The sequence below is a fragment of the Bacillota bacterium genome, assembly GCA_013177945.1.
GTDB lineage: Bacteria > Bacillota > DSM-12270 > Thermacetogeniales > Thermacetogeniaceae > Ch130.
Genome location: JABLXW010000002.1, coordinates 84,303 through 97,633, shown reverse-complemented (window position 1 = coordinate 97,633; position 13,331 = coordinate 84,303). Strand labels below are relative to the sequence as shown.

General features: G+C 54.1%; 14 protein-coding genes. 3 read left to right on the top strand and 11 right to left on the bottom strand.

The features are described 5' to 3' along the window. Window positions 1-4 precede the first annotated feature (4 nt). The 5 genes from HPY58_02265 to HPY58_02245 form a co-directional block, all read right to left on the bottom strand. Entirely contained in the window at window positions 5-679 is a 675-nt protein-coding gene (locus HPY58_02265) for an A/G-specific adenine glycosylase (GenBank protein ID NPV28481.1), read from the bottom strand. A 30-nt stretch (window positions 680-709) separates the two neighbouring features. Then, window positions 710-2,032 (bottom strand): DNA cytosine methyltransferase, encoded by a 1,323-nt coding sequence (locus tag HPY58_02260; GenBank protein ID NPV28480.1) that lies wholly within the window; start codon window positions 2,030-2,032, stop codon window positions 710-712. 1,628 nt (window positions 2,033-3,660) lie between these two features. Next, the gene (locus HPY58_02255) at window positions 3,661-5,823 is read right to left on the bottom strand and encodes an IS1182 family transposase (protein ID NPV28479.1); all 2,163 of its coding nucleotides are present in this window, start codon (window positions 5,821-5,823) and stop codon (window positions 3,661-3,663) included. Window positions 5,824-6,625: 802 nt separating this feature from the next. Further along, window positions 6,626-7,156 (bottom strand): DUF3368 domain-containing protein, encoded by a 531-nt coding sequence (locus HPY58_02250; protein ID NPV28478.1) that lies wholly within the window; start codon window positions 7,154-7,156, stop codon window positions 6,626-6,628. Next, the gene (locus HPY58_02245) at window positions 7,120-7,326 is read right to left on the bottom strand and encodes a CopG family transcriptional regulator (protein ID NPV28477.1); all 207 of its coding nucleotides are present in this window, start codon (window positions 7,324-7,326) and stop codon (window positions 7,120-7,122) included. The genes HPY58_02250 and HPY58_02245 overlap by 37 nt, the downstream gene beginning before the upstream one ends. Before the next feature lie 325 nt (window positions 7,327-7,651). Between HPY58_02245 and HPY58_02240 the strand changes: the two genes are divergently transcribed. The 3 genes from HPY58_02240 (at window position 7,652) to HPY58_02230 (ending at window position 9,858) form a co-directional block, all read left to right on the top strand. Next, window positions 7,652-8,272: an RNA polymerase sigma factor gene (locus tag HPY58_02240; GenBank protein ID NPV28476.1), complete on the top strand. Its 621-nt coding sequence runs from the start codon at window positions 7,652-7,654 to the stop codon at window positions 8,270-8,272. Beyond that, window positions 8,262-9,080: a DUF4367 domain-containing protein gene (locus tag HPY58_02235; GenBank protein ID NPV28475.1), complete on the top strand. Its 819-nt coding sequence runs from the start codon at window positions 8,262-8,264 to the stop codon at window positions 9,078-9,080. The genes HPY58_02240 and HPY58_02235 overlap by 11 nt, the downstream gene beginning before the upstream one ends. A 145-nt stretch (window positions 9,081-9,225) precedes the next feature. Further along, on the top strand, window positions 9,226-9,858 hold the full coding sequence (locus tag HPY58_02230) for a hypothetical protein (protein NPV28474.1): 633 nt from the start codon (window positions 9,226-9,228) through the stop codon (window positions 9,856-9,858). A 128-nt stretch (window positions 9,859-9,986) separates the two neighbouring features. Here HPY58_02230 and HPY58_02225 read toward each other — a convergent pair whose 3' ends face one another. The 6 genes from HPY58_02225 to HPY58_02200 all read right to left on the bottom strand — a co-directional run bounded on the left by HPY58_02225 (window position 9,987) and on the right by HPY58_02200 (window position 13,308). Then, entirely contained in the window at window positions 9,987-10,484 is a 498-nt protein-coding gene (locus HPY58_02225) for a DUF3368 domain-containing protein (protein ID NPV28473.1), read from the bottom strand. After that, entirely contained in the window at window positions 10,453-11,520 is a 1,068-nt protein-coding gene (locus HPY58_02220) for an ImmA/IrrE family metallo-endopeptidase (protein NPV28472.1), read from the bottom strand. The genes HPY58_02225 and HPY58_02220 overlap by 32 nt, the downstream gene beginning before the upstream one ends. Before the next feature lie 28 nt (window positions 11,521-11,548). Beyond that, a complete protein-coding gene (locus HPY58_02215; GenBank protein ID NPV28471.1) occupies window positions 11,549-11,773 on the bottom strand; it encodes a hypothetical protein in 225 nt (74 codons plus the stop codon). 71 nt (window positions 11,774-11,844) lie between these two features. Continuing rightward, entirely contained in the window at window positions 11,845-12,183 is a 339-nt protein-coding gene (locus HPY58_02210) for a hypothetical protein (GenBank protein ID NPV28470.1), read from the bottom strand. An 80-nt stretch (window positions 12,184-12,263) separates the two neighbouring features. Further along, window positions 12,264-12,767: a hypothetical protein gene (locus HPY58_02205; GenBank protein ID NPV28469.1), complete on the bottom strand. Its 504-nt coding sequence runs from the start codon at window positions 12,765-12,767 to the stop codon at window positions 12,264-12,266. Continuing rightward, the gene (locus HPY58_02200) at window positions 12,757-13,308 is read right to left on the bottom strand and encodes a hypothetical protein (GenBank protein NPV28468.1); all 552 of its coding nucleotides are present in this window, start codon (window positions 13,306-13,308) and stop codon (window positions 12,757-12,759) included. The genes HPY58_02205 and HPY58_02200 overlap by 11 nt, the downstream gene beginning before the upstream one ends. Window positions 13,309-13,331: the final 23 nt, after the last annotated feature.

Here is a 13,331-nt window from a genome sequence, read left to right as displayed (position 1 = left end):
GTAATCACGCTCCAGCGACGTACGCACACCATACCGAAACGGGACACTGTGAGCATTTCGGCAGCTGCTTTTGCGTACACACCTCATTAGCCAGATCCAGCAGGGCATAATTATATGCCGCCGCTTCGTCCGGATCAACAAGAACAGCCAGTAGTTTCCGAAAATGGCGATTACGCCGGGATGAATCGCTGACCCTGAGACCGAAAAGCCGACCGATGATTCTCACCGTATTGGTATCTGCCAGTGGCTCCGGGTAATTCCATGCGAAACAGCGTACTGCACCAGTAATGTAATCACTGATCCCCGGAAGGGACAACAGGTCTTCTCTTCCCTCTGGCACTCTACCACCAAAACGTTCAACAAGGGAGGACGCCATTTCGTGAATCAGGTTCACCCTCCAGCGAAGTCCCAGAGGAAATAAAACTTCGTGTAACTCATTTTTAGTCGCAGAAGCCAGACTTTTAACATCGGGGTAGCGATTTATAAATTTCTTGTATACCGGCACAACCTGTGATGCACGGGTACGGTGAAGCATAATTTCTGCTACCAGGATGCGGTAGGGATCCCGGTTGAGTCGCCAGGGGAATGAACGGAAATGTTCCTGTCCCCAGTCAATCAGGGATCTACGAAAGGCAATCAGGTCAGGGAAGAGAATTTTACCTTCAGATTCGTTACACATTCGTTTCCCCACCTTAATATCCAGCTTAACTTAATATCCAGCTCCAATCCTGATACCCTGTTTTGTTTCACTTATCAGTGATATCCCTTTAAGCACGCCCGGCAGAATGGCTCTGGCAACAGCTCTGGCAAGAAGGGGGGGCACAGCATTTCCCACTTGGTGAAACTGTCGTGTAAACGGACCCACGAAGCGGAAACGGTCAGGAAAGCTCTGTAACCTGGCTGCTTCCCTGACGGAAATCGTGCGCGGCGGCTCGGGTTCACCTTTTCTGCTGGGATAAATGTGCCGGTATGTATCTTTCCCTATATGAGCTTCGATGGTCCAGGAGGGACTATCCCTGTACAACTTACGGTACTTATCCTTGAAAATATCATCTCGATAACGTTTGTATTTTGCTGGCAGATCAGCATATTTCCCACCTTCCTCAAGCAAGGCAAAGGCAGCCAGATCCTGTTCGTTGTGCCACCGGGTTTGATGATTGTACAGGACACCTCCAGCCCCTTCACGCATAAAACGCTGATAATTGTTCAAATTTCTCCGTGGTATATATGCAATCTCATCCTCCCGGTGACCGTGAGGAACAATGGGTAGATCACCTATCGCATCCCAGACCGTTACAGGTCTTCCCTCATGGGTTTTTTCAGGCCATACAATTTCATGCCCTATTCTGTTACCTACAACAAAAAGTCTTTTTCGCGTTTGCGGTACACCATAATGATCCGCATGTAAAATCTGCCATTCGGCAGTGTAACCTATTTTTCTTAAATAACGAAGCATCTTTTCCAGAAGAAGTTCATCGTGGTCCACATAATACTGCATATCAGGAACATTTTCCATTACAAAGTAAAGGGGTCTCAAAGCTTCGAGAAACCTTAGAAATTCACGATATAGCTGATTGCGAGGATCATGAATGTAGGTTGGATCCTTCAGCAGGCTCCTGATTTTACCTCTACCGACCCGACTGAAACCCTGGCAGGGTGGGCCGCCGACAATAACATCCACTCTTTCGAGATCATACTTTCTGATCAGTTTCTCAGGGTTTTGAATATCTTTAATGTTTCCAAAATGACAACGGCCGTTGAAATTATAAGAATGAGTTTCGTAAGCCCACCTGTCCATTTCCACGCCTAGCCCTATATAGTAGCCAGCTAATTCAAAACCCAGGCTAAGCCCCCCTGCTCCACAGAAAAGATCCAGCACAACTGGTTTAATTTCCGGAGGATCTATTTCAAAGTGAAGATCACCACCAGGGAGCAATTTTTTCACAGGGATACCTCCGTCGTCAGTCAGGACTGTTAATGTCAAATCATTAATTTTAAACGCCCTATGATGAATTCTACATATTTTTAGCATTTCCTTCCTCCCTTCTTTTTTCCTGGCAATAAAAAACTGGCATTACTTAAATCTTATGCCAGAAGTCACTCCTGTAAAGCAGGATGAATGGGTCGCTTGATTATATAACTTGCTTACCTCTGTTGAAAACAACAAGCGGCCGGGCTTCAGGCGATAAAGTCAACCCACCGTAGGATTTTTTTAAAAACACTCCCCGCCGTCTTCCAGAAAACGAACAATATGTCAAGGCCGGTTTAAAAGTGATCCATTTCGGTCGATGGGTCTGTTGCCAAACTCATGCCAAATCGGGCCAGGAGATTGAATCCTTTATGGAGAATTAATCACTAGAGAAATGGCAAAAATCAATCCTGCGGTGATTTCAGATGATGGGTCGAAAATCTGCAGGGCGCAAGATCTTTTACATGTTTGACCTCGACAAGCGCGTGCCCGAAGACCATCTTTTAAGACAGATAAGCAGAGCAGTCGACTTCAGCTTTATCTATGACATGGTCAGGCCCTACTACAGCCACACCGGCGCTCCTTCCGTCGATCCGGTTGTTGTCTTTAAAATGGCCCTGTTGGGCTACCTTTACGGGATTACCAGCGAGCGCAAACTGGCAGAGGAATGCCGGCTGAACATGGCCTTCATATGGTTTCTGGGCTATGACATAGATGAAACTCCTCCAGACCACAGCATCCTCTCCAAGGCAAGGTCACGTTTCGGGCGGGACGTCTACGAGCAGTTTTTCAGGCATGTGGTCATGCTCTGCGAAAAGGCAGGCCTGATAGAGGGCAACAAGGTCTTCCTCGACGCCACTCTCCTGAAAGCAAACGCATCCCTGGACTCCCTCACAGAACGCCGGCCTTACCAGGAGCTGCAAACGCCGGAACAGTACCTTGACCGGGTCTGGGCAGAGAACGAGACACCTGAAGATCCTGAAGATGGAGAAGGCAGCCCTATTGCTCCTTCAGGCCAGAACGAGAGCAAAAAAGGAAAAGGCAAGCCGAAAACCAACGAGCGCCTGGTCAGCAGAACAGATCCGGATGCCGCCCTTGTTACGCGCATCAATTCCAAAGGCGTCTTGCTTGCCCATAAGGTGCACATTGCTGTAGCCGGAGGTCCGGCAAGGATTGTAACAGCGGTGGAAACCACATCTGGATCTGTTCCAGAAGCTAGGGTAGCTGCAGGCCTCATCGGCAGGCACATCTGGAACACACATCTCTTACCTCAGGAAGCAATTGCAGACAGAGGCTACGGGAGACGGTATCTTTACGCTTTTCTCAAGCAGGCAGGCATCCTGCCCAGCATACCTTATCCTAAGCCCCGCAAGACGATGCGCAAAAAGAAGCTCGAAGCCGGCTTTGTTTACGATGAAAAAGAGGACGTTTACTACTGCCCGCAGGGAAAGAAAATGTACCGCATGGACAAATCTTCCGACGGCGCCCTTTACCGTGTCCACCGCCATGCCTGCCGGGGATGTGTTTACCACGGAACACTCTGTAAAGCTAAACGGCCTTCAATAAAGACCAGTTACAATGATGAACTCATGAAATGGGTCAATGGACATCTGGCGACTGGTTATGCGAAACAGAGCTTGAAGGAGCGTCCCCACCGGGTTGAAACTGCCTTTGCTGAACTGAAAGGGCCCTTAGGATTGGCCAGAGCAACACTGCGTGGAAGAGAGAAAGTGCAGATCCAGGCACTGCTGGCCTGTGCAGTGCACAATATCAAGGTGAAGGTAATGAGGAAAGGCCGGGTGCCTGGATGGGCAAAGGAAATGCTTCTGCATTTTTCTGTTGGATTCAACTCTTTGGCCTTGGTATTTTAGGGTCTTTGGCAATAACCCCATTATCGGGTGGATCAATTCTATATTGGGGTCTGTTGCCAAAGACCTAGAATTACACACCACAACACCAAACTCAAACATGAATCTGATAGCAAAAGAGAGCAAAAAGCGTTGGCTTCCTGCATTTCGGGACCTTTTCTTAACTGACTTCACCAACTGCTTGATGTTGTGCACCGCCATTGCCAACAGAGCTTGAATCTGAACTTTGTCCCTTCCTCGTAATGTCGCCCTGCTCAAACCATGCACAGCTTTCATCTCAGCAAACACAGTCTCAACCCAAGGCGCTCTCTTTTTAATACTTTCTTTAGCCTTTTCTGTCGCTAGGTGTTGGTCAACCCAATCCATCAGTTCTGTCTTTGTCTTTCGAACAATTGAAGGCCGCTTTGCTTTGCAGAGAACTCCTTTGTAAGGGCAGCCTCTACAGGCAGACCTGTGCACCCGGTAGAGTATAGAACCGTCTCCGTAAGCTTCCATGCGGTACATCTTCTTGCCTTGAGGACAGATGTAAACATCCTCTTTCTCGTCGTAGACGAAGCCAGCATCAAACTTCTCTTTGCGCTTCTTCCTCCAAGGCTTCGGGTAGGGGATACTGGGTAGAATCCCCGCCTGCTTAAGAAAGGAGTAAAAGTGTTTCCTGCCGTAACCTTTGTCGGCAACTGCTTCTTCGGGGAGGCAGCCGGTGTTCCAGGTGTGCTTGCCAATTAAAGTCAGGGCTACACGAGCCTCAGCAACGTTTCCTGGGGTTACTTCTACCCCTGTCACTATACGCGCTGGTCCACTGTCAACGGCAATGTGGACCTTGTGGGCAAGAAGGACACCTTTGGAGTTGTTGTAGGTGATCAAGGCAGCATCGGGATCGGTCCGGCTGACTAAACGCTCGTTTGTCTTTACCTTTTTGCCTTTGCTTTCTTGGTCTGTTTCTTTGTTTGGTTCAACTGTTGTTCCCTGAGAACCGGCACTGTTGGAATTGCTGTGGCCTTCATCCGGCTCGTTTTGACTGTGTTGTTTATCCTCTTCCTGTTCCTCCTGGTTCTCGGCCCAGACCCTGTCCAGGTACTCTTCCGGGCTGTACTTGAGTTCACAAGCCTCTTTGCGCTCTTCAAGGGAGTTAAAAGATGCGTTGGCCTTGAGCAAAGTGGCATCTAAGAAGACTTTATTGCCTTCAACAAGCCCTGCTTCTTGGCAGAGCTTGAGGTTCTCATTAAAAAACTGCTCGTATGTGTTACGTCCGAAGCGCTTCCTCGCCTTGGAGAGAATACTGTGATTTGGAGGTATCTCGTCTATGTCATACCCCAGAAACCACATGAAAGCTAGATTGAGACGGTACTCCTCCGCTAATTTGCGTTCACTCGTTATCCCGTAGAGGTAACCCAATAAAGCCATCTTAAAGACTACAACCGGGTCGGTTGAAGGTGCTCCCGTGTAGTCGTAATAAGGACGTACCAGGTCGTAGATGAAACTAAAGTCTACCACTTCGTTCATCTGTCTCAGGATGTGGTCCTGGGGAACACGTTCATCTAAATTGATCATGTAGAACAGTTTGCGCTCTGTTGACTTGTATCCCATCATCTTTTCGAAGTCACCACCAGGTTGGCAAATTTTTTTAGGCCTTATTGGGTTAATTCCCCATCCAATGCCTGATTTCCCGGTGGTTGGAACAGAGTTTGGCAACAGACCCATTGACAAACGCAGGTAAAGCAGGAGCAGCACGATGAGGCTCGCAAACTGGAACGGGAAAAGCCGCCACGCCGTGACATCCCGCACCCGGCGCAGCCGGTTCGGCCAGTATGCCGCCAGCCGCCGCGCCGCTTCCGCGCCGGAAAGACCGCCGGGTGCCGCCTGTAACGAGGACAGGATCTCCGTCGCCGGAACGCTCCAAAAAGCCCGGCGCCCCCAGTTCACCATCGCCATCCCTCCGATCTTCTGCCCACCGCAAAAACGATCGCGTCCGCCGCTAAAGGTCACCGGCAGGAGTTTGCCGATAAGGCATTATCCTAGTACCTCCCGGGAACCCCCGGCGCTCACCCGCTGCACCGATAAGAGGTAACTGCGGCAGGGTTACGCCCAGGGACAGAGGGCGATTCAGCATCCCTAATTGCAGCCAGCCGCAACCCATGCCCAACACCTGGAGCAAATCCAGCGCCGGGAGATTTCCGTCACCACCGGCCGCCCTTCGCCCAGCGGCGCGGGCGGACGGTAACCGGCACCCAACTGGAGAAACAGATACGAGGACCAATGAATGGCCTCGTAAAAAACGATGGCGCCCATCCCGGCCACCAACCCGATGGCCGTAGCGATCAGGAGCCACTTCCGCAGGTAATTCAGCTACAAATTAAGATTCACCCTTTTCGTCGCCACAAACACCCTAAGGTATCGCCGCAACCCCGGAAATCCTCCCGCCTGTCTAAAAAACCAGTTCTGCTTCCGCCAGTCCAAGCGCTCGCGCCTTCCGCTTCAAAAGCGCCTCCTGATGAGGCGCGATATATATTTGCTTAATATATACATTACATGCCGCCAGCACAACTTGCTTCCTGATCCCAAATATTAACAACCGGCCACCGTCATGAGCGCTTCCACCGCACCCGCTATAGCGAGCGTATAATTCACCGTGATCATTTAGCCCCCCCCTTTTTTTCTCCGCCCTTCGCCGCCCAGCACTCAGGCCGCCTCCGGCCAATCTCTGTAGAGGCTTTCTGCCTGCTCCATGATCACCACTACTTACGGCCTACCGCTGCCAAACTTAGTTACCGCGGGAGTTTTCTAAACACTAAGAATAGATTTTTTCCAGCGCCTTTTTTGCCTCCGCCAGTACCCGTGGCGAAAGCCAAAGCGACGAACGCGCCAGCCGGTCTAACATAGCCTCCGCTTCTGGACAATTAAGCCGGCCTGTAGCCGCTGCCCACAGGACAATCCCGAGCGACCCGTGAACCTCGATTCCTAACGTTTGCGCAAACAAGCGGGCAGCGGCATCATCGGTTACCAGCCAGTCAGCACGAATCTGGCGGGCGAGCGCAATCGCCTCGGCTTCTCCGACATGAAGCAATCCCGCCTCCAGCCATAATTCCGCTTCTGCGCTATGAGGTGGAACGAGGGGATCTACTATCAGCCATGCCGGCCGTTGCTCCTGCCATTTTTCAGCTTGAAACCTCATCTCTACATCTACGGCCTGCGGAACGTGAATTTCCCCCGCTCCCCCCAGCAAATCAAGGGCCTGCGCTTCGCTAAGATGCAGGAGAGGGCCTGTGTTTGACACAATACGCCTTACGTTTTCGTTTCTTTCTCTTGCCGTAGCGCCCACGCGATATCCTCCCGCTGAAAATGTTCTGCTAACTCAAAACGGCGGCGCCGAACGAATTCCAAAAGCGCCAGGCGCACAACCTCATCTTCGCTGCGAAACCAGCCCGCTTGCACCAGTGCAGCAATCTCCGCCGCCAACTTATCGGGCAAATCTACCTGAAGAGGTTTCATTATGCCTCACCCCCCTGTACTTCCATCATAACCCAAACCAACCGTTTTCACTATCCATTATAACCCTGTTCTCTAACTTGCCTCAAGCCGCTTTATTTCCGACCCCTTCTGCTCCTCAACTAATCTACGCCGCCGCCCAGCATTCAGGCGGCCTCCGGCCAGCCGCGGTAGAGGCTCTCCGCCTGCTCCATAATGACGACTACCAAGGAAAGCCCCTGGAAGCCGCCATAACGATAAAATATTTTATCTGTCCGAGCCGAACCTTTTACCAGGCTGCTGTCTCTTATATAGTAGAGGGGGTTCCCAGAAGAAAGGAGCGGCGAGGTTGAATGTAGCTCCTTTGCTTAAACGCATCCAGGAAGGTGATTGGCAAGCTTTCGAAATGCTTATTGAGCAGTATAGCGGGAAAGCGCTACGGACGGCCTACCTCATTACCGGTCGCAAAGACATTATTGAGGATGCCGTTCAGGATGCTTTTGTCCAGTGTTACCGAAAAATCAAGGGTTTGCGTGACCCGGCGACCTTTGAAACGTGGTTTTACCGCCTCCTGACCAGAATATGCTGGCGACTTACCGCAAGGGAAAAAGGGCCTGTTTCCCTCGACTCCCTCACTGAGAGTGGCCAAGAATGCGCTCTTCGCGACGACCCCATAGGGGATGCTTTAGAGGCCGGGGAAACGAAACGGTTAGTGCAGCAGGCACTCGGCAAGCTCAGCATCCCGCTGCGCACCACGGTTGTCCTTCGCTACTACAACGACCTTCCGCTTAAGGAAATATCCCGGGTGCTCGGCTGCCGGGAGGGTACGGTAAAGTCCCGGTTGCACACAGCGCTTAAACAGTTAGCCGATGAGCTTAAACTAATTGCCCCGGAGCTTTTTTTAAGCGGTGAAGCTGATACGCAGAGAGCAAAACACCCTGGAAAGGAGGGGTTGCAAAGTGAAGCTTGAGGAATGGCTGCGTGCGGCAATGGCCAGGGAAGCTGAGCAAATCGAGGCAGGCCCCGATCTGGTTCGCAAGATTAAAACGCGCCTCCTGATGCAACAAGGGAAAGGGAGAGCAATATTGATAACGTGGCGAAAAGCCGCGGCCGCAACCCTTTGCGGTGCCCTGCTGGTGGGCGGTTTGGTCTTTGGCCTTTCGCCGCAAGCAAGGGCCTGGGCTAACAAGGCGGTCATTTCCCCGGTGCTTTCCGTTGTCTACAAGGTTATCCGCACGGGAGACGGTTATACGGTAACTAAGTTGCAGGAGGGCAAAGATCATCCTGGGGATGGCGGTGCCAGGTTCGGCGGCCTTGAGAAGATGGAAGTGAAAGAAGCCAAACGCTGCCCTGAGTTTTCTACGGCTGCCGCGGCCCAGGCACACGTTGGCTTCTCCGTTCACCTGCCCACCTACCTTCCCGAAGGGTACAGGCTAATCTCCATGACCGGGGACAGGCAGGAGAAAAGTGACCGGGGCTTCGTCAGCGTCGTCTACGGCGTTCCGAAAGAGGCCGGGAAACGACTGCTCCTGACCATTACCAATGAGCGTAACTTCCTCCAGGGCGGCGATGCCGTGCAGGAGGTCAAGGTGCGTGGCAAGACGGCCTACTGGGCCGAGTTCCCCATCATGGAAATCAACGACGCAGGTAAAGAACCTGCCGTAAAGGTAGGTCACACGCTCAAATGGGAGGATAAAGGGCTGGTTTACATGTTGGAGGATGGTAGCGGCACACTTTCTTTAGAGGAAATGCTGAAAATTGCCGCGTCGGTTGACTAACCGCCCGGCCTTCATAAGCACGCGCTTTAACCCAGGTAATTGCGGCTCCGGAAAGGGGGGATAAAGAGGAGGGGACTGGCCTGGGAGAAGCCGTGGTGAGGGGATAAAACCCTAGTCAAAATGAAACTGAAAGGAGGAAGTAAGGATGCATCCGAAAAAAGGCTGGTTGACCTTAGCAATGGTCGGTCTTCTGGCCACCCTTCTGGTGGGCGCCGGCGTGGCATGGGCAAAAAATGGAGTTGAGCCTGTGAAAAGAAGCGTGGTGCAGGCCAGTGAAAACAACCTGGTACCTCAGGAGATAAAAGATGACACGGGCGGCGGCAAGACTGGTAAAGTTGAGAAAGAAGCAGAGAACGTGCCTGGCGAGTCAATCACCATCTTCGGTAAGATTCACCAGGAGGGTACCAGGGAGCCAGTCAAAGTCTTTAAGGGAGAGCCGCAGCTAAACGTAAAGGCTATCGTCAATGCTGAGACAGGAGATGTGGAGTTTGTTCCCGTGAAGAAAACAAGGGTCGACGAAAACAACCTAACACCTCAGGAGATCAAGGATGAGACTGGCGGCGCGAAGACTGGCAAAATCGCCACCACAAAAGAAATAGCCGGGAAAAGGGCAGACGAGACTTCAGCTCCTACCAACAGTACTACTGCCACCATCTGGCACAAAGCAAGGGCTGACAACTACCGGATCGGGTGGTATGCGGAAGCCTACTCGTCAAACTACAACGGGGGCGCAGGAGCTGAGTCTGACGGAGCTTCGGTCAGCGCCTGGTACTGGTAGACTGGAAATCCGGAAAAACTTTTATGCCAAGGGGAGTGGCAAGGCCACTCCCCTCTTATGTGTGCCGGGCATGGGCGAAGGCAAATGCCGTCATTCTTCCTATCGAACCCCCTGCAGCGTCAACCGTCTCATCTTCCCCATTTTCTCAGCCGGCGTTCGCACTCGGCGCGGGGCAGGCGGCTTCCCTTCGCCCGCATCTTTTCCAGCGCTCGGGCCGCTTTTTGGGGTGTAACGATCCGCTGTCGAACCAGTTCGTCCAGTATCCATAGCGTCCCGTGCACTGATACTTTCTCTTGTTCTGCGGCTTTCCGCAGGTGCCTATCACCGGTTAGCAAAACAGCGCCCCTTGCTTTGGCCAGCGCCAGGGCAAAAAGGTCCACGCGCGAGGGCGCGGGATACCGGCTTGCTAATTGAATGACTAGGCGGACCTCGTCGCCGGCAAGTTCCTCCTGCTGCAATCCGAGGGATACCAGGTCTCGTCCATCGGGCGCCTGTAATTCGGCAATAACCACATCAGGGGCGATAAACCGGAGCGGCAGTTGGAACGCTTCGTAAATAATCCCGCCGGCATACAGGTCGATCCAGATATTCGTGTCAGTCACGTGGATCTGCCGGGAATCCGCCATGCTGCTCGGCCACCTCCCGCCAAAATTCAGCCAGGGATTTGGCGAGCAGTTCGGCGGCACGGGATTCTGAGATCAGATCCTCCGCAAGCGCACGCATCACCAGCCGTTCCATTCGCTTTGGTTCCTCGGGGGGCAGAGCATCGCCGGGTTCTTTCTGGTGCCAACCATGGCGGCGAAATTCGCGGAACAAATTCGCGGCGAGCGCTTCCGAAATGATACTTAAATCCTTCGCCCGGTAGATCCAGGCCTGCATACTGAGGCCGTACTTATGCTTTAAAAGGTGCAGTTCGTAGAGGCTAAGCGCCTGCCGCCGCTCCCCCAATTCGCGGCGCGCCGCCGGTGCGGGGACTAAAAAAGCACCGGCAAACCGGTGCGCCGCTTTCTCTGCACTCGCCCCTTTTTCGGGCCGGAGAATAATGTGCCCTAATTCGTGGGCCAAATTGAAGCGCTGGCGGTCGCCGGGAAGACTACGCCGCATAACAATGACCGGGGTGTTGTCCTCCATCATGAAGGTGCAGGCGTCAAAGCCCTCCGCACCGTCCACCAACCCAACCTTGATCCCTCTATCCTCAAGAAGTTCGGTCAGGTTTTCGATGGGGGCCAAGCCTAACTGCCAGGCCGCCCTTAGCTCTTCCGCCACCCGCTCCGCTTCTTCCGGCACGGTAATCCTGGGATTTACGCCCTCCGGTAAAGCAAAGCCGCGTGCGGCGTCGCCAGGCGGGAAAAGCGCTTCAATCTCGAGATATCGTTCAAGCCACCCCTGGATTTGGGCAAGGATCGTTTGTTCTTGCTTGCGGCGCAGGGCAGAATTTTTACGGTAAGCCGGCACGGAAAGGTTCACCCTACGCGTCCGGAAAAAATATTCAACCTTGACCCCGAGCGCCTCTGCCAGACGGAGCAGGACACCGGAACTTGGTATGTCTAAGCCCCGTTCGTACTTTGAAATGGCCTGAGGCGACACACCCACACGGTTGGCTAATTCCCGCAAATTCAGTCCGGCGGCCCGCCGGGCCAGCCTGAGCCGTTCTCCGACCATCACCTTTTCACCCCTGGTTTACATTTTATCAAAAATATTGCATTTTGTAAACCGAAGAATAATTGAAAATCAGGGGGACACCATGTGGATCACCATGGGGAGCCCGGAAGCGCCCGGCCTGTCGGATACAATCCCGCAGAGGAGCCGACTGCCCGGCAGCCACCAGTACACCACGTCTCCCCACCGCCACTCGCCCCGCGCGGGGCACCAGGGAAAGCGTCAGGCTCCGGCCGTGGCGCTCGAAGAACCGCATCTGGTTCTGGACCCGCCGGTGGTCGATGTTGGGACCCGGGTCACTTCACCAGGACACCAACCTCCCATCGCTCACGCCCGGCCGGCACCCGCCCGCCAGCCGGTCAACAGTGCAACCGCGCGCAGCACAAGCCACAGCAGACCCGCCACCGCCGCACACGACGCCAGAAAGCGCCACCACACCACCGCGAAGGGGCACTCCCACGGGGAGAGAAAGCAGGTGGTCCACACGTCCCCCGGCGGGCTGTAGCAACTCTGGTCCTGCACCACGAACCAGAAAGGCCATCCTAGCCGTACTGCGCGCAGCTCCTCAGTCCCCGTCTCCACCGCCACCGGCAGGAAGAGCGTCGCCAGCACGATTCCGGCTGCGGCCAGCAGTAAACTTATCCCCAGGATCAGCTTTTTTCTCACCGGGTCAACACCCCCCAGATCACGTCGCTCCTGCGGCCTCCAACCGCAGCCCGCGCCACCGGACACGCCGGGCAGCACCACTAACCCGCAGTGCCGCAAAGCCGAACCCGCAGCGCCTCGTAGAACTTCTGCGGCTCCGCCGGGGAAAGAAGGTAAATCTCCCGGCGGGTCTTGATCCGCACCATCCGGTCCCAGCGGGTGGCGTAGACTTTCGCCGTGCCCCCGTCCTTCAGGGTAAAGAGGCCGAACCAGCCGAAAAGCCCGCCGGACGCCCAGAGCCTTATCCCCGGCCTCACCCTGCCAACGAGCTCAACCGATTCGACTTCCGCAGCAGGGATGGTAAACGAACCAACCGCCCGGCGGATAACAATTCCCTCCCGGGATACCAGGTAGCCGCGGGGCGCAAAAAGCCAGGTCACAGCCAGCGGGCCCCAAACCAGGAAGAAGGTAAAGATAAGGGCTTCTGTTTCTTCCCCGGACACGATCCAGATCCAGAAGGTGAGGCCGCCGAGCAGCAAAAACGTGCCCAGGGTTACCACCCTAGTCGTGCCGTCCGGGGGAGCAATTGTGAAGCTAAAGGGCACCCTGCTTCACCCCCCGGGCCAGCAACGCAGAATAGAGTTCCTCCACGCCCGGGTGGGCCAGCACGTAATAGCGGCCTTCCGACTCCAGCACCACCATCCGGCTCGGGCGCAGGTGACGGAACACCACCGCTTTCCTGCCGTTGGCAAGTTTGCACCAGCCGGTGGTGAGCCCCGCTGTGCCGTAGCCGTTCGTTCGCACTACCGGCCGCCACGGGCTTGAGCTTTCCACCAGCGCCGCCCGCGTCCCCTTCAGGTCGAGCGCGGCGGAGACCGGCCACGTCTTGAGTTCGAGCCCTTTGTCAGTCAGCTGCCAGCCTGATCCCGCCTGCGGCAAGCTTGCAAAAAGCAATATAAACAAGGGGAAAGCGATGGTCACCGGCAGGAGCCACCAGCGCCTGCGCCACTCGCCTGCCGCTTTCAGCCCCCAGATGACGAGAAAGGGGATGCCGAGGAAAACACCCGCCAGCAGTAAAGTATCAAGGGGATCTAGTGGCAAAAAATCCGCCTTTAGTACGTCGAGATAACCTAGCTGGTAACTCATCTTCTCCTGCCTCCGCCTGTTAA